Origin of the sequence: Pseudonocardia sp. C8 (assembly GCF_014267175.1) — a bacterium.
Taxonomy (GTDB): Bacteria; Actinomycetota; Actinomycetes; order Mycobacteriales; family Pseudonocardiaceae; genus Pseudonocardia.
Genome location: NZ_JACMTR010000002.1, coordinates 460980 through 475437, shown reverse-complemented (window position 1 = coordinate 475437; position 14458 = coordinate 460980). Strand labels below are relative to the sequence as shown.

Here is a 14458-nt window from a genome sequence, read left to right as displayed (position 1 = left end):
CGACGACCACCGGCTTTCGCACACCTCCCCGTCACGCCGAGGCACGTGCGCGCCGGCCCGGATGTGGGCCGCCGCGGACGGCCCGTGGCGGCCCACACCACGATCATCGACGGATGACGTCGTCCCCGGATCCGGCTGCGACCACGGATCTCTCGAGCTCCGGAGCGCCGGAGGCGGGGCCTTCGACCGTGTCGGTCGAAGCCCACACCAACGCCCCGTCACCGTCCACGGTGGCCTCCTCGGCCGGGATGTCGTGGACCGCGAGGACGGTCGACGTCGCATCTGCACCGGACCGGACGCGCACGTAACGGGGCATGATCGCGATCTCCTGGCGGAACATCCGCAGCAGTACCACCACCGCGAGCGCGTAGATCACCGACAGCGGTGCGGCACTGGCGATCGAGCTGACCTGCAGCACGGTCAGGGCGGCCTCACCCCCCGCGAGCAGCAGCAGCGCACCGGCGATACCGATCACCACCGCCCAGAACAGCCGGGTCACCCGCGGGGTCTCGGTGCTGCCGCCGTGCGAGAGGACGTCGACCACCAGCGAGCAGGAGTCCGACGAGGTCACGAAGAACAGCGCAATCACCATGATCGCGACGACCGCGAGCACGACGGTGCCCACCCCGCCGACCTGCAGGTGCTCGAAGAGCGTGAACAGCGCCGTGTCGCTGTCGATCGAACCGCCGGCGCCGACCATCGAACCGGACTGCAGCTGGTGGTGCAGCGCGGTGCTGCCGAAGACGGTGAACCACACGATCGCGATGGCGGTGGGCGCCAGCAGCACGCCGAGGACGAACTCACGTACGGTGCGGCCGCGCGAGATCCGGGCGATGAACATGCCCACGAACGGCGCCCAGCTGAGGAACCAGGCCTGGTTGAACAGGGTCCAGCTCAGCGACCAGCCGTCGGTGGCGCCGGCTCCGGTGACGAGCATCAGCTGCGGGATGGCCTGCATGTACTCGCCGGTGTTCTGCACCAGCGACTGGAGCAGGAAGACCGTCGGCCCGATCAGCAGGACGCCGGCGGCCAGCAGTGCCGCCAGGGACATGTTGACGTTGGACAACCACAGCACACCCTTGTTCAGGCCGGACACCACCGAGAGCGTCCCGGCTGCGGTGATCAGCACGACCAGCCCGAGCAGCAGCCCGCGGGACGGCTCGAACCAGCCGAGGTGCACCAGCCCGGCCTGGATCTGCAGCACACCCTGGCCGAGCGAGGTGGCGACCCCGAAGATCGTGCCGACGATGGCGAACACATCGATGGCGTGGCCGACCCAGGACTCGATGAGCGTGCGTCCGAAGATCGGCTCGAGCAGCCACCGGACCGACAGCGGGCGGCCCCGGCGGAATGACATGTAGGCGAGCCCGAGGCCGACGACGACGTAGATGCCCCAGGCATGCAGGCCCCAGTGGAACAGGGCCTGCCCGATCGCCGCACGGCTGGCCTCCTTGCTGCCCGGTTCGATGCCGGCGATCTCCGGCGGAGACATCATGTGGTTGAGCGGCTCGGCCACACCCCAGAAGATCAGGCCGACACCCATGCCCGCGGAGAAGAGCATGGCGAACCAGGAGAGCCGGGAGAACTCCGGCCTCTCGTCGTCGCGCCCGAGTCGGACGGCGCCCGCCCTCGACAGCGCCAGCCAGAACGCGAAGATCAGGAACGCCGTGACGACCAGGACGTACCACCACCCGACGGTCGAGCCGATCGCATCCCGGACGTCGGTGAACGCGGTCTCGGCGTCCTCTCCGTATGCGGCGCCGTACCAGGTCGCGGCGACGAGCGCGACGCTGATGATCAGCACGGCCGGGACGAACACCGGCTTCGACAGGCCACGCCAGGCGGCCGCCAGGGTCGTCGACGATGCTGCTTCTGGTGGCGAAGCCACGAACTCTCCTCACTCTCCCTGCACGGCGACCGGACTCACGATGCCGCGCCGGTGCTCGGCCGCGGGGTCGCGCTCGTGGGGTCGCCACGGGCGTTCGTCGACGCCGCGATCTATACTGACCTGTGTAGTTTCGGGAGGCTATTTTCACAGGTCTGTGAAGTCAAGGTGGTGGGCGTGAAGCATGAGATGGCGAACATTCGCGACCTGACCCCGAGGGCGCGGCGCGTCCTCGAGGTCGCCTCCGAGCTGTTCTACGACCGTGGCATCCACTCGGTGGGGGTGGACACGATCGCCGCGGAGTCCGGGGTGACCAAGCGGACCCTCTACAACAACTTCGGCTCGAAGGACGCCCTCGTCGCCGCGTACCTGAAGAACCGCCACGAGGTGTGGTGGCGAGAGCTGGAGGAGCGCGTGGCGACGGCCGGATCGCCGCGCGCACTGACCCTCTTCGACGTCTACGCCGAGGACGCCCGCACGATCACCCGCGGCTGCGCGTTCCTCAACGCGGCGGCGGAGCTGTCCACCGAACACCCGGCCTACGCCATCATCCGGGCCCACAAGCAGGCCGTCGAGCACCGGCTCTGCACGCTCATCGCGGAGGACCGGCCCGCGGTGGACGACCCGGGACAGCTGGCCCGGCACCTGTTCCTGCTTCTGGAGGGCGCCTTCGCCCACCACGGCATCCACGGCAAGGGACTGCTGACCGAAGCCCGCGAGATCGCTCGCGGCCTCCTCACCTGACGCGCCCGCGGGCAGCGCACCCCGCTCGGTCCGCGTCTCGTCGAAGGCGACTGTTCGCGACGCGCCGAGAAGAGGAAGGGCACGGTGGAAGCCGATGACGAACTGTCGCCGCTGTGCTTCGTGACCGGATCGCGACCCGAAGCAGGTGGGCGGACCCGAAACGGGTCCTAACCGGGGGTGGAGCTGAGGGGAATCGAACCCCTGACCTTCTCGATGCGAACGAGACGCGCTACCAACTGCGCTACAGCCCCGTGGCCCGCCCTCTCGGGCTGACCTGGAGAACACTAACAGACCCCTATTCGCCCACCGCACGCCGGTGGGGGGTCAGGTCCCCGAGGAGGTCCGGCTCCTCCTCCGTGTCCACGTCGACCAGCGACGTTCCCGCCGGGACGGGCGGTGGCGGGGCCGCCGCGAGCCGGGGCAGGGACGACTCGTGTTCGGTCGGGGCCGGTTCGTCGACGGTGCGGCGGCGGGCCGGGAGGACCCCGAGCGGCTCGCCGGTGCCCCGCACGCGGGTCGGCTCGCCGTCGTCGGCGGTCCAGTCGACGTCGTCCTCGTCCTCGTCCTGCTCCGTGGCCTCGTCGTCCACGGCCGGCTCGGCGACGCGCGCCTCCTCCGGCTCGTCCTCGACCGGCCGTGGCCGGGCCAGGCGGGCAGCGCGGCGGGCGCGGATGGCCTCCTCGATCCGGACCTGGCGGCGCAGGTAGGTGAGGTAGCCGGCGAGACCGAGCCCGAGCCCGCCCGCGACCCACCAGAACACTGCGGACACCAGCAACGCGGCAGCGCCGGCGGCGAGCAGGAGCACCAGCAGCGCGAGCACGACGCGCTGTCGGAACGCGTACTTGGCGTGCGCGGCCGCGGCGGCCGCCTCCGGGTCGAACCCGCCCCGGCCGGGGCGGTAGCGGGCCGGTGGGTGTTCCCGGTCCCCGTCGGCGTGCAGGTCGGGACCGTCCGGGTCGTCGTGGACGGCGTCGGGGTCCGGGTCCCCGTCACGCACGTCACTTTCGTGCAGGTCCTCGTCACGCAGGTCGTCCCCGTGCAGGTCCTCCCCGTGGAGATCCGCCTCGTGGAGCTCGTCCTCGTGCAGGTCCTCGTCGCGGAGGTCCTCGTCGCGGAGGTCCGCACCGTCGCGGGCGTCCTCGCTCAGGTCCTCACCGCTCCGCGGGCCCGCACCGCGCCGGTCCCCGACCGCACCGTCCCGCGGCCCGCTGTCGTCGAGATCGGACTCGAGCTCCGGGGTGTCGACGGGATCCGCATCGCCGGCCCCGTCCCCGGACGGGGCGACGGACCGGGGGTCGCGCTCCCGGTCGTCGCCCCACCGGTCGTCGAGGTCGTCGTCCAGATCGTCGTCGAGGCCGTGCACGCGGCCGTCGTCGTCGATCTCGGCGTCGAACCCGTCGTACCGCTCGTACCGGTCGTCGTCGCGGCCGCGCGGGTCCGGGACCTCGCCCCGGGCCTCGACCAGCTCGCCGACGGTGCTCGGAGCGGATCGTTCCATCAGGCCCACCTCCGGGTATCGATGCCGCGTCGGACGTTCCAGCACCCGGCCGGACAGCAGCGCCGGGCTCAGCCGGGCCACCTCCTGCTGGCGCCGGGCGACGGTCGGCACGAGGATCAACAGCCACAGCACGACCAGACCCACGAAGATCAGAGAGCTGGGCACGGCTGCCTCCTCCCCGACCGGCGCAGTCCACCCGGTGCGACGGCCCCGACCCGCCCACCGCAGATCACCATAAGAGGGGAACCCCGCGGGATCCGGCCGCGACGCGCCGTCGTCGCTCGGTCGGACGGCGCGAAGCCAGGGACGGGAGGGGCCCGTGTGACACGAGTGGGTGCTACCAGGACTACTGGTGATTAGGACCGGGCCGCGCGCCCCTCCCGGATCAGCTTGCCGGTGAAGCCCCCGACCGGGGCTTCCTCCGCGGTCACGGCGTAGCTGTAGTGGTCGCGCCAGGCGCCGTCGACGTCGAGGTAGCGGCGCAGCAGCCCCTCCCGCCGGAACCCGAGCTTGACCAGCACGGCGATGCTGGCCTCGTTCTCCGGCCGGACGGTGGCCTCCACCCGGTGCAGCCCGACCGGCCCGAAGCAGTGGTCGAGAACCAGCGCGACCGCGGCCGTGGTGATCCCGCGCCCGCTGAGCTGCGAGTCCACCCAGTACCCGACGTACGCCGAGAGCAGCGGCTCCCGCACGATGTTGCCGACCATGACGTGACCGGCGAGCTCGCCGTCCACGGCGATCGTGAACGGCAGCGCCAGCCCGCGCCGCGCCGAGGCGCGCAGTGCGTACCAGCGGCCGGGCCACTCGACCGAGGAGTTCCGGCGCGCCCAGCCGCCGTGGGTGGTCGGCTCCCAGGGCCGCAGGCGTGCCTCGTCACGCAGCCGGATCCGGGACCAGTCGCCGGCGTCGCGCAGCCGGATCGGCCGCAGCCGCACCTCGTGCCCACCCACCCGCAGCGGGCCGAGCCGTGCCGGCCACCCCGGGTGGCTCCCGGGCGGCTCCGGCACGCTGGGTGGGGGCACGCCGGTCAGCCGCGACCGCGGGTCACGAGCTCGATCTCCTCGCCGACGGTCAGTTCGGTGACCCCCTCCGGGACGACGGCGAGCGCGTTGACCTCGGCGAGCACGGCGAGCAGGTGGGTGCCCGACATGCCGAGCGGCTGGGCCAGGAGCCTGCCGCCGTCGTCCTCGCGGAGCAGCCGGGCCGGGATGTACGACCGCCGCCCCTCCGGGGAGGTCACCGGCGAGGTCAGCTGCGCCACCCAGGTGCGACGGTGCGGTTCCTGCCCCAGCGCGAGCCGGATCAGGGGGCGCACGAACACCTCGAACAGCACGAGCGCGGTCGCCGGGTGCGAGGGGAACAGGAAGACCGGCACCGCGTCCGGTCCGAGCCGGCCGTAGCCCTGCGCCGACCCGGGGTGCATGGCGATACGGGTGTCGTCGATGCCGCCGAAGTCGGACAGGCCGCTCTTGGCCTCGGCCGCCGCGGACCCGCCGCCTGCCCCGCAGACGACGACGACCTCGCTGGCCGGCAGCAGGTCCTCCACGGCTCCGCGGATCTCGGCCGCACTGCTCCCGACGGTGCGCGCCCGGTTCGTCTCCGCGCCGGCCTCCCGCGCGGCCGCGGTGAGGGCGTGCGAGCAGACGTCCGCGACCTGCCCGGCCGACGCCGACCGGCTCACCTCGACCAGCTCGTCGCCGACCGCGACGACCGACACCCGCGGCCGCGGGTGCACCAGCAGCTTGTCCCGCCCGGCCGCGGCCAGCATCGCGACCTGCGCCGACCCGACGATGTCGCCCTCGCGGACGGCGACGTCACCGGACTGCACGTCCTCGCCGATCCGGCGCACGAAGCCCGCCGAGGGCACGCTGCGGTGCACCGTCAGCCGGGCCGTGCCGCCGTCGGTCCAGCCGGCCGGCACGACGGCGTCGGCCAGCGTCGGCAGCGGCGCCCCGGTCGCGACCCGCACCGCCTGCCCGGGCTGCAGCCGAAGCGGTTGCCGGGACCCGGCGGCGATCTCGCCGACCACCGGGACGGAGACCGGGGCGGCCTCGCCGGCCCCGGCGACGTCGACGCTGCGCACCGCGTAGCCGTCGATGGCGGCCTGGTCGAAGACGGGGAGCGGGCGCGCGGCGACGACCTCCTCGGCGCTGCGCAGCCCCTGCGCGTCCGCGATGGCGACCCGCACCGGGGCAGGCCGCACCGCCACGTCCAGGATCCGGGTCAGGTGCTCGGTGACCGTTCGCACGTCAGTCCTTCAGGCGGTCGGTCAGCCAGCCGCGCAGGCTCTCGCCGTACTCGGGGTGCTGCAGCATGTGGTCCACGAAGGCGCGGACGTAGCCGGCCGGGTTGCCCAGGTCGTGCCGGCCGCCCTCGTGCACGACGACGTGCACCGGGTGCCCCTCGTCGATGAGCAGCGCGACGGCGTCGGTCAGCTGCAGCTCGCCGCCCGCACCCGGGCCGATCCGCTCCAGCGCGTCGAAGACCGCCCGGTCCAGCAGGTAGCGGCCGGCGGCGGCGAAGGTCGACGGTGCCTGGTCGGCCGGCGGTTTCTCGACCATGCCGTGCACGCGCTTGACGTCGTCGTCCCCGGTGTCGGTGACCTCGAAGACGCCGTAGGCGGAGATCTGATCGCGCGGCACGTCGAACGCGCAGAGGACGCTGCCGCCGTGCGCGGCGCGCACCTCGGCCATCCGCGCGAGCACCCCGGTCGGGTACACGAGATCGTCGGGCAACAGGACGGCGACGGCCTCCTCGCCCTCGGCCAGCGCCGGCGCGGCCTGGGCCACGGCGTGCCCGAGCCCCTTCGGTTCGTGCTGGTAGACGGAGTCGACCTCGAGGAGGCCGGGCGCGCGGCGGACGCGCTCCGCGAGCGCCTCCTTCCCCCGGGACTCCAGGGTCTCGACCAGTTCCTCGTCCGGGCGGAAGTACGCCGCGACGGAGTCCTTGCCCGGCGAGGTGACGATCAGCAGCCGCTCCGCGCCGGCCTCGGCGGCCTCGGCCGCGACGAGCTCGATGCCCGGGGTGTCGACGACGGGGAGCAGCTCCTTCGGCACGGACTTGGTGGCCGGCAGGAACCGCGTGCCGAGGCCGGCCGCGGGGACCACGGCGGTACGGAACGCCCCTGCCGTGCTGGAGGTCTGCGCGCTCATGGTCGGCGAGCCTATCCATCGCACTAGCCTGGAGCCGTGACGGCTCGCGCTGACGACACCGACGGATCGTCCCCTGATCAGGGCACATTTCCCGACGACGAGAAACGCTCGCTCCGGCGCCGCCTGCTGGACGCCCGCGCGGCCCGGTCGCCGGAGGACCGCGCCGCGGCGACCGCTGACCTGATCCGGCATGTGATCTCTATCGCATCCGGGGTGTCCGGTCCGGTCGCGTGCTACCTCCCGATCGGGCCGGAACCCGGCGTGGCCGGCCCCGGGACGGCCACGCTCCCGGACGCCCTGCTGGCCGCCGGCCACGAGGTGCTCGCGCCCGTCGTGCCGGCCGCGCCGGGACCGCTGGACTGGACCCGCTACACCGGGCTGGACGACCTGCAGCGCGGACCGCTCGGCGTGCGCGAACCGGTCGGCCCCCGGCTGGGGGCCGCGGCGATCGGCACCGCGGCGCTGGTGCTGGTCCCGGCACTGGCGGTCGACCGCCGGGGGCGGCGGCTCGGCCGGGGCGGTGGGTACTACGACCGGACGCTCCCGCTCGTGTCCCCCGGCACCCCGACCGTGGTCCCGCTGCACGACGACGAGCTCGTCGACGAGCTCCCCGCCGAGCCGCACGACGTCCCCGTGGCGGCGGTGGTGCTGCCGCGCGCCGGAGTGGTGCACCTCTCGACCTGACCGCTCGGACGGCTCGGACTCTCCGCCGCGACCAGGTATGCTGGCACTCGCAGCCCTGGAGTGCCAGGACGTCGCGGCGCCCGGCTGCTCCAGCGCACCGAGCCGTCCGGAGGAAGTTGTGCCGACCTACCAGTACGCATGCACGGCGTGTGACCACCGCTTCGAGGCGGTTCAGGCGTTCTCCGACGACGCCCTCACGACCTGCCCGAACTGCGAGGGCAAGCTGCGCAAGGTCTTCTCCTCGGTCGGCATCGTCTTCAAGGGCAGCGGCTTCTACCGCACCGACTCGCGTTCCGGCTCGGTGAGCGGCAACGGCAGCTCGGACTCGTCGTCGAAGTCGGAGAGCACCTCCTCGTCGTCGTCCTCGACCTCGTCGAGCTCCTCCTCCGGCGGGTCGAGCTCGGCCGGAGGCTCCTCGTCATCGTCCACCCCCGCGGCCGCCGGGGCGAAGGCCGCCGCCTCCTGACCCGGGAGTTGTCCACAAGCGGCTGAGTTGTCCACAGGCCCGGGGACCCGGGCCGGCGGACCCGCCTTCCGGCCCTACCGTCGAGGTCACGGCTTCGACGGAGGGCGGGCATGGACGACGACGGTCATCGGGCGCGGCGCCCGTGGGACGGGCTGCTCCGCGCCCCGACCTGGTCCCGCGTCCTGCTGCTGCGCCGCGCTGCCGCGGCCGCGCTGGCGATCGCCGCGCTGGTCGTGGCGCTGCTCCCCGATCCGGCCGACGAGCGGGTCGGGGTCGTCGTCGCGGCCCGGGACCTCTCCCCCGGTGTCCCGCTGCACCCCGGCGACGTCGCGGTCGCGGGCTGGCCGCCGGAGCTGGTGCCGGCCGGTGCGCTGCGGTCGGTCGCCGACACCGGTGGCCGCGTGCCCGCCGGCCCCGTGCGCGTCGGCGAGCCGGTCACCGACCTGCGCCTGCTCGGTCCCGAGCTGGCCGCCCGGACCGGCGGGCCCGGCTCCTCCGCGGTGCCGCTGCGGCCCGCCGACCCGGCCGTCGCGGCCCTGCTGTCCCCCGGCTCCCGGGTCGACGTGATCACCGGCGGGCCGGAGGGGCCGCGCGTGCTGGCCGCGCGCGCCGGGGTGGTCGCGGTGCTGCCGCCGTCCCCGGCCGGTGGGCCGTCCCCCGGCTCCGGGGCGGGACCGCTGGTCCTGGTCGCGCTACCGGAGAGCGAGGCCACGACGGTCGCCGCCGCCACCCTCGCCGGCGAGGTCACGGTGACGCTGCGATGAGGCCGGCCCGCGCTCAGCCCCCGTGGTGCGGTGGCCGGTTCTCGGTGAACCAGCGGTCCGGGTCGCGGTCGTCCCGCTCGTCGGCCGCACCGTCGTCCGAGCGCTCGTCCGTGGTCACGGTCGGCTCGTCGCCGAAGATCTCCTCGATCCGCCGGCGCAGCCGGTCCGCGGATTCGCTCATCACTCCATGGTGCCGTGCCGGGAACCGCTGGGCCCCACGGAGCCTCCGTTCGGTGCCACCATGGACACAGGACGACAGGAGGGAGACCGGTCATGGGATTCCTGGACAAGGCTCGCGAGGCGGCGGAGAGCGCGCTGGAGAAGGCCGCGCCGCACCTGGAGAAGGCCAAGGAGAAGGCCGGCCCGCTGGTCGAGAAGGCCGCCGAGAAGGTCGACCACGCCACCGGCGGCAAGTACCACGAGCAGATCGGCGGGGTGAAGGGCAAGGTCGAGAGCGCGCTCGGGCACCCCGGCGAGACCACCCCGGGTGGGGGCACGGGCAGCGACGCGGTCCCGCCGGTGCCGCCGGCGCCGCAGGACAACGCTGCGGAGTCGACGGGTGGTCCGGCGACCCCGCCCACGCCGCCGTCGGACGACCGGAAGGACGGTGGCGTCCCGCCGGTGCCGCCGCCGAGCTGACCCGCAACGGCGGGCGTGTCCCGGCGGAGCCGTTCCGCCGGGACCGTCCGGCCCGAGGACCGGATCGTCCGTGCCCAGGGCGGCGCGCGTCCGCGCCGTCAGTCGTCCAGGCCGGACAGCTCCGAGATCACGTGCGGGACCAGCGGGGTCAGCGTGGCCATGCCGTCGCGCACCGCGGCGCGGGACGCGGCCAGGTTGACCACCAGCGTGCTGCCGGACACTCCCACCACCCCACGGGACACGCCGGCGTCGACGGCGCCGGCGGCGAGCCCGGAGGCCCGGATGGCCTCGGCGATGCCCGGCACGGGCCGGTCCAGGACGCCGGAGGTCGCGTCCGGCGTGACGTCGCGCGGCGAGACACCCGTGCCGCCGACGGTCACCACGAGATCGACGCCACCGATCACGGCCGTGTTCAGCGCGCTGCGGATCGCGACCACGTCGCCCGGAGCGGTCACCACGCCGTCGACGACGAAGTGCGCCTCCTCCAGCAGCTCGGTGACCAGCGGCCCCGTGCTGTCCGAGCGTTCACCGGCGCTGACACGGTCGTCGACGATCACCACGAGGGCGCGGCCGATCTGCGGATCCGGCATCTCCATGGTCGTCACCCTATCGCCGGGCCGATCGCGCCCGGGGGAGGCCGTGCCGGCACGGGGAGGGGGAACCCGCACCGGCACGACGCTCCGGAACGCGTTCGATGGGGCACCACCGAACACGGGCACAGCCCATCACGAGGTCCTTCACCAGTCAAACAGCTGAGGCCCGGTCCACCCGGCCGGAACCCCGCCGCTCACTGCTCGCCGAGGGTCACCCGGACGGTGCGGTCCTGCAGCTGGAGCTCGACGACGGTGCCGGGCGGCTGCGAGCGGACCGCGGCCTGCAGGTCGGTGCCGGTCGCGATGCGCTGGTCACCGAGCCGGACCACCAGGTCGTTCGGGCGCAGGCCCGCCTGCTCCGCCGCGCCGCCGGGGGTGACGGTGCGGACCACCGCGCCGCGTAGCTGCGGATCGTCGGTGACCTCCACGCCGAGCACGGCGTGGGTGGCCGGCCCGCCGGTGCGGAGCTGGTCGGCGATCCGCCGGGCCTGGTTCATCGGGATCGAGAAGCCGACGCCGATCGAGCCACCACCCGGGCCGGCCGTGGCGATCGCCGAGTTGATGCCGACGACCCGGCCCCGCATGTCGACGAGCGGGCCGCCCGAGTTCCCGGGGTTGATCGCCGCGTCGGTCTGGATCGCGTTGAGCACGGTGGAGGCGTTGCCGGCCTCGCCACCCACGCTCACCGCCCGGTCCAGTGCGGACACGATGCCGGAGGTGACCGACCCGCCCAGCCCGAGCGGCGAGCCGATCGCGGTGACCTGCTGGCCGACGCGGACGCCCTCGGAGTTGCCGAGCTCCACCGGGGTGAGGCCGCCGAGCTGGACCCGCACCAGCGCGACGTCCGACTCCGGGTCCTGCCCGACGACGGACCCGACCGCGACCCGGCCGTCGTGGAGGACCACGCGCAGCGTCCCGCCGGTCGCCGCCGGCTGGACGACGTGGCTGTTGGTGAGGATCAGCCCGTCCTCGCTGATCACCATCCCGGATCCCTCGCCGCGGCCGCCCATGTTGCCGGTCCCGCCCTCGACCCGCAGCTGCACCACGCTGGGTAGCACGCGGGCGGCGACCGCCTCCACCGGGGTGACCGGCAGGTCGGACTCGACCTCGGGGACCGGCTCGGCGAGCACCCCGCCACCGGACGCCGAGGAGCGGGTGATGTCGGTGCCGATCGCGCCACCGACGGCGCCGGCGACCAGCGCCAGGATCAGCCCCCCGACCAGGAGCGCGAACGTCCGCCGGGACCGGCGCGGTGGTGGGGGCTCGCCCACCCCGGTGGCCTGCGGGTACGGGCCGGAACCGGGGTACGGCGGCACACCGTGCGCCCAGACCGGTGGTTCCTGCGGGGGTGGGCCGCCGTGTGCCGGCGGGTACCCGCCGGTCGCGGGGTCGCCGGCGGGGTCGGTGCTCGAGCCGGGGCGGGCCCACGGGCTGGCCGGGACCGTCCAGCGGTCGGTCGGCGGTTCCTCGGTGGAGCCGGCGGTGTCCGCCGCGTCACCGGCCCCGCCACGGTCGTCCTCCCCCGCCCCGGCGGCACCGCTCTCCGGGTCTCCGGTCGCGGCACCACCGTTCTCCGCGTCCGCGGTCCCGGCCTCGCCGGGGTCCGTCCCGCCGGCCCCGTCCCGGCCCGTGTCCTCCCGCGTGGCGGAGGCACCGGTGTCCTCGGGCGCGGATCCCGCCGCTCCGGCCCCGCCGGACACCTTCGGGTCCGTCCCGGGTCCGTCGTCGGGCGGGTTGTCCTGGGCCATGCGTCACCGTCCGTCGTCGCCTGCGCGGCCCGCCGTCCCGGGCCACCCCTCCAGGCTATGGGCTGCCGGGCTCCGGGACGTGACGGCCCGGCAGCGCCATCGCGAGCAGCGCCCCGCCCTCGGGGGCCCGGCCGGCGCGGACGTCCCCGCCGTGCCGGGCCGCGGCCTGCGCGACGATCGACAGGCCGAGCCCGGAGCCGGGCATCGTCCGCGAGGTGTCGGCCCGGTAGAAACGTTCGAACACGTGCGGCAGGTCCTCCGCGGCGATCCCGGCGCCGGCGTCGGCGACCTCGATCACCAGCCAGTCCGGCGCGATCTGGATCATCGACAGCCGCACGGTGCCGCCGGGCGGGCTCCACTTCACGGCGTTGTCGAGCAGGTTCAGCACCGCCCGCTCGAGGGCGCTGGCGTCGCCGTCCAGGGTCCAGGGCGTCAGGTGGACGTCGAACTCGATCTCCCCGGCCCGTCGCCGTACCCGGGCCAGTGCCCGCTCGACGATCTCGCTCAGCTCCAGGGCCTCGGTGGTCATCGTGGGTGCGTCGTCGCGGGCCAGCTCGACCAGGTCCCCGACCAGGTGCGAGAGCTCCTCGACCTGGGCGCGGACGTCGGCGAGCAGCTCCGCCCGGTCCTCCGCCGGCAGGTCGGGCGTGTCCGGCCGGTCGGCCGCGGCGAGCAGCTCCAGGTTGGTGCGCAGCGACGTCAGCGGGGTCCGCAGCTCGTGCCCGGCGTCGGCGACGAGGCGCCGCTGCTGCTCCCGCGACGCGGCCAGCGCCCCGAGCATCGCGTTGAAGCTGATCGTCAGCCGGGCCAGCTCGTCCGACCCGGACACCGGGATCGGCCGCAGGTCCCCCGTGGTGGCGACCCGCTCGGTCGCCGCGGTGAGCCGCTGCACCGGCCGCAGCCCGGCCCGGGCGACGGCGGCACCGGCCAGGCCGGCCAGCACGACACCGCCGAGCCCGACCAGCGGCAGCGCGGTCCCCATCCGCGACACCACCCGGGTGATCGTGTCGAGCCGCTGGGCGAGGACGAGGGCGCGGCCGTCCCCGGCCTGCACGGCGACGATCCGGTACGGGACCCCGGCCATCACCTCCGTCCGCCCCGGCTGGGTCGGGCCGCCCTGGGCCACTGCCAGCTCCGGCTCGCCGACCGGCGGCATCGACGACGGGTCGGCCGACGTCGCCAGCCCGGACGAGTACACGAGCGCGATGTGCAGGTCGGCCGCGCCCAGGACGGCCGGTGGCAGCGCCGCCAGCAGCTGCGGTTTGATCAGATCGCTCTGCGCGGCGAGGTAGGCGCGCTGGCGGAGCGTCTCGTCGAGCGCGCTGGTGAGGTTCTGCCGGACGACGAGGAAGGCGGCCGTCGACACGACCAGCACCATCGTCGCGGCGACCAGCGCGGCGAGGACGCCGATCCGGGCGCGCATGGTGAAGCGTTCGCGGTCGTGGGCGCGCTCGCCGTGCAGCCGCTGCCACCACCGTTCGACCCGCTCCTCGGTGGGGCTGAGCTGCCGCGGGTCGGTCACGGCGGTGACTCCCGCAGCACGTACCCGACCCCGCGGACGGTGTGGATCAGCCGTGGCTCCCCCTCGGCCTCGGTCTTGCGGCGCAGGTACCCGACGTAGACCTCGAGCGCGTTGCCGCTGGTCGGGAAGTCGTAGCCCCACACCTGTTCGAGGATCTGCGCGCGGGTCAGCACCCGGCGCGGATGGGCGAGCAGCAGCTCCAGCAGCGAGAACTCGGTCCGGGTCAGGCTGATCGGCCGTCCGCCGCGGGACACCTCGCGGGTCTCCGGGTCCAGCGACAGGTCGGCGAAGGTGAGCGCCGCGCTCGTCCCGTCGCCGTCGGCGGCAGGTTCGACCGTGCGCCGCCGCAGCAGCGCCCGCAGCCGGGCGAGCAGCTCCTCCAGCGCGAACGGTTTGGGCAGGTAGTCGTCGGCGCCGGCGTCGAGCCCCGCGACCCGGTCGGACACGGCGTCCCGCGCGGTCAGCACGAGGATCGGCAGCTCGTCACCGGCGCTGCGCAGCCGCCGGCAGACCTCGAGCCCGTCGAGCCGGGGCATCATCACGTCGAGGACGAGCGCGTCCGGCCGGTCGGTGAGCATCTTGTCCAGCGCGGCCTGGCCGTCCTCGGCGAGGTCGACCTGGTAGCCGTTGAAGGCCAGCGAGCGGCGCAGCGAGTCCCGGACCGCCTTGTCGTCGTCGACGACCAGAATGCGCATGCCGCCCAGTCTCGCCCAGGTGGCTGAGAGGCGTCTGAGCGGACCCTGATCAGCGGACATCTGGTTCA

The 14458-nt window shown here is 74.4% G+C and carries 15 protein-coding genes and 1 tRNA gene; 5 read left to right on the top strand and 11 right to left on the bottom strand.

Annotated elements, in window-relative coordinates; genetic code table 11:
- Positions 1–103 precede the first annotated feature (103 nt).
- The gene (locus H7X46_RS02940) at positions 104–1888 is read right to left on the bottom strand and encodes a BCCT family transporter (RefSeq protein WP_370588580.1); all 1785 of its coding nucleotides are present in this window, start codon (positions 1886–1888) and stop codon (positions 104–106) included.
- Positions 1889–2074: 186 nt separating this feature from the next.
- On the opposite strand from H7X46_RS02940, the gene H7X46_RS02935 reads away from it, so the two are divergent.
- Positions 2075–2629, top strand: a complete 555-nt coding sequence (locus H7X46_RS02935; protein WP_186362405.1) for a TetR/AcrR family transcriptional regulator — start codon at positions 2075–2077, stop codon at positions 2627–2629.
- A 178-nt stretch (positions 2630–2807) separates the two neighbouring features.
- On the opposite strand, the gene H7X46_RS02930 is transcribed toward H7X46_RS02935, so the two are convergent.
- The 5 genes from H7X46_RS02930 to H7X46_RS02910 all read right to left on the bottom strand — a co-directional run bounded on the left by H7X46_RS02930 (position 2808) and on the right by H7X46_RS02910 (position 7279).
- Positions 2808–2880: transfer RNA gene (locus H7X46_RS02930), tRNA-Ala, on the bottom strand.
- Between the two features lie 44 nt (positions 2881–2924).
- Positions 2925–4292 carry a gephyrin-like molybdotransferase receptor GlpR gene (glpR, locus tag H7X46_RS02925; protein WP_186357928.1) on the bottom strand — a complete coding sequence of 456 codons (1368 nt, stop codon included), beginning with the start codon at positions 4290–4292 and terminating at the stop codon, positions 2925–2927.
- Between the two features lie 191 nt (positions 4293–4483).
- Positions 4484–5149 (bottom strand): GNAT family N-acetyltransferase, encoded by a 666-nt coding sequence (locus H7X46_RS02920; protein WP_370588579.1) that lies wholly within the window; start codon positions 5147–5149, stop codon positions 4484–4486.
- A 5-nt stretch (positions 5150–5154) separates the two neighbouring features.
- Complete coding sequence (glp, locus tag H7X46_RS02915) at positions 5155–6375, bottom strand: gephyrin-like molybdotransferase Glp (RefSeq protein WP_186357927.1); 1221 nt, start codon at positions 6373–6375, stop codon at positions 5155–5157.
- A gap of 1 nt (position 6376) precedes the next feature.
- Positions 6377–7279, bottom strand: coding sequence for a UTP--glucose-1-phosphate uridylyltransferase (locus H7X46_RS02910; protein WP_186357926.1), 903 nt, complete (start codon positions 7277–7279; stop codon positions 6377–6379).
- A 36-nt stretch (positions 7280–7315) separates the two neighbouring features.
- Between H7X46_RS02910 and H7X46_RS02905 the strand changes: the two genes are divergently transcribed.
- From H7X46_RS02905 to H7X46_RS02895, 3 genes are all read left to right on the top strand, one after another.
- Positions 7316–7963: a 5-formyltetrahydrofolate cyclo-ligase gene (locus H7X46_RS02905; RefSeq protein WP_186357925.1), complete on the top strand. Its 648-nt coding sequence runs from the start codon at positions 7316–7318 to the stop codon at positions 7961–7963.
- A gap of 118 nt (positions 7964–8081) precedes the next feature.
- Positions 8082–8429: an FmdB family zinc ribbon protein gene (locus H7X46_RS02900; RefSeq protein WP_186362403.1), complete on the top strand. Its 348-nt coding sequence runs from the start codon at positions 8082–8084 to the stop codon at positions 8427–8429.
- Positions 8430–8539: 110 nt separating this feature from the next.
- A complete protein-coding gene (locus H7X46_RS02895) occupies positions 8540–9193 on the top strand; it encodes an SAF domain-containing protein (protein ID WP_186357924.1) in 654 nt (217 codons plus the stop codon).
- A gap of 13 nt (positions 9194–9206) precedes the next feature.
- On the opposite strand, the gene H7X46_RS02890 is transcribed toward H7X46_RS02895, so the two are convergent.
- Positions 9207–9374, bottom strand: coding sequence for a hypothetical protein (locus tag H7X46_RS02890; protein WP_186357923.1), 168 nt, complete (start codon positions 9372–9374; stop codon positions 9207–9209).
- Between the two features lie 92 nt (positions 9375–9466).
- On the opposite strand from H7X46_RS02890, the gene H7X46_RS02885 reads away from it, so the two are divergent.
- Positions 9467–9832, top strand: a complete 366-nt coding sequence (locus H7X46_RS02885; protein WP_186357922.1) for an antitoxin — start codon at positions 9467–9469, stop codon at positions 9830–9832.
- A 98-nt stretch (positions 9833–9930) separates the two neighbouring features.
- Here the strand turns inward: H7X46_RS02885 and H7X46_RS02880 are convergent, their stop codons facing one another.
- From H7X46_RS02880 to H7X46_RS02865, 4 genes are all read right to left on the bottom strand, one after another.
- Positions 9931–10422, bottom strand: coding sequence for a molybdenum cofactor biosynthesis protein B (locus tag H7X46_RS02880; protein ID WP_186362402.1), 492 nt, complete (start codon positions 10420–10422; stop codon positions 9931–9933).
- Between the two features lie 197 nt (positions 10423–10619).
- Complete coding sequence (locus H7X46_RS02875; RefSeq protein WP_186357921.1) at positions 10620–12173, bottom strand: S1C family serine protease; 1554 nt, start codon at positions 12171–12173, stop codon at positions 10620–10622.
- A 55-nt stretch (positions 12174–12228) separates the two neighbouring features.
- Positions 12229–13596 (bottom strand): cell wall metabolism sensor histidine kinase WalK, encoded by a 1368-nt coding sequence (locus tag H7X46_RS02870; RefSeq protein WP_186362401.1) that lies wholly within the window; start codon positions 13594–13596, stop codon positions 12229–12231.
- A 95-nt stretch (positions 13597–13691) separates the two neighbouring features.
- Positions 13692–14390 carry a response regulator transcription factor gene (locus tag H7X46_RS02865; protein WP_186357920.1) on the bottom strand — a complete coding sequence of 233 codons (699 nt, stop codon included), beginning with the start codon at positions 14388–14390 and terminating at the stop codon, positions 13692–13694.
- Between the last annotated feature and the right edge of the window lie 68 nt (positions 14391–14458).

What these genes read in the sequence shown, in the direction of transcription:
- H7X46_RS02935 (WP_186362405.1), top strand. Translation starts at nt 2,075, where the DNA reads ATGGCGAACATTCGCGACCTGACCCCGAGGGCGCGGCGCGTCCTCGAG.
- H7X46_RS02910 (WP_186357926.1), bottom strand. Translation starts at nt 7,279, where the DNA reads ATGAGCGCGCAGACCTCCAGCACGGCAGGGGCGTTCCGTACCGCCGTG.
- H7X46_RS02895 (WP_186357924.1), top strand. Translation starts at nt 8,540, where the DNA reads ATGGACGACGACGGTCATCGGGCGCGGCGCCCGTGGGACGGGCTGCTC.
- H7X46_RS02890 (WP_186357923.1), bottom strand. Translation starts at nt 9,374, where the DNA reads ATGAGCGAATCCGCGGACCGGCTGCGCCGGCGGATCGAGGAGATCTTC.
- H7X46_RS02885 (WP_186357922.1), top strand. Translation starts at nt 9,467, where the DNA reads ATGGGATTCCTGGACAAGGCTCGCGAGGCGGCGGAGAGCGCGCTGGAG.
- H7X46_RS02880 (WP_186362402.1), bottom strand. Translation starts at nt 10,422, where the DNA reads ATGCCGGATCCGCAGATCGGCCGCGCCCTCGTGGTGATCGTCGACGAC.
- H7X46_RS02875 (WP_186357921.1), bottom strand. Translation starts at nt 12,173, where the DNA reads ATGGCCCAGGACAACCCGCCCGACGACGGACCCGGGACGGACCCGAAG.
- H7X46_RS02870 (WP_186362401.1), bottom strand. Translation starts at nt 13,596, where the DNA reads ATGCGCGCCCGGATCGGCGTCCTCGCCGCGCTGGTCGCCGCGACGATG.
- H7X46_RS02865 (WP_186357920.1), bottom strand. Translation starts at nt 14,390, where the DNA reads ATGCGCATTCTGGTCGTCGACGACGACAAGGCGGTCCGGGACTCGCTG.